This is a genomic window from Agrobacterium sp. ST15.13.013, assembly GCF_027956525.1.
GTDB lineage: Bacteria > Pseudomonadota > Alphaproteobacteria > Rhizobiales > Rhizobiaceae > Agrobacterium > Agrobacterium salinitolerans.
Window position 1 is genome coordinate 1 of the sequence record NZ_JAQKGP010000140.1, and the last position, 346, is coordinate 346.

Consider the following 346-nt stretch of genomic DNA (forward strand, 5'->3'; position numbering starts at 1 on the left):
CGCACTTCCTTTGGAAGTGCTGGCGCTGCGATGGCGCGGCGGACGCCCGCCGACGGCCTATCGGCCTGTACTGGTGCCTTGCTCGATCTTGAGTTTGGCAGCCATACAGCGCGGTAGCGCGTCGGCCACGTTTGGCCGCGACAGCGTGAAGACAAAAGAAAACCCGGCGATGCCGGGTTCGAGGGTTCAGCGAAAGAGGTTTCTAGATATCGCAATGAGGTATCTGCACCTGAATACATAGGGTGTAAGAAGCGAACGCAGGGAACTGAAACATCTAAGTACCTGCAGGAAAGGACATCAACCGAGACTCCGCAAGTAGTGGCGAGCGAACGCGGACCAGGCCAGT

At 58.1% G+C, this 346-nt stretch carries 1 rRNA gene; it reads left to right on the plus strand.

The features are described 5' to 3' along the window. Positions 1 to 94: 94 nt before the first annotated feature. Positions 95 to 346, plus strand: a 23S ribosomal RNA gene (locus PL597_RS26260); the annotation flags it as partial.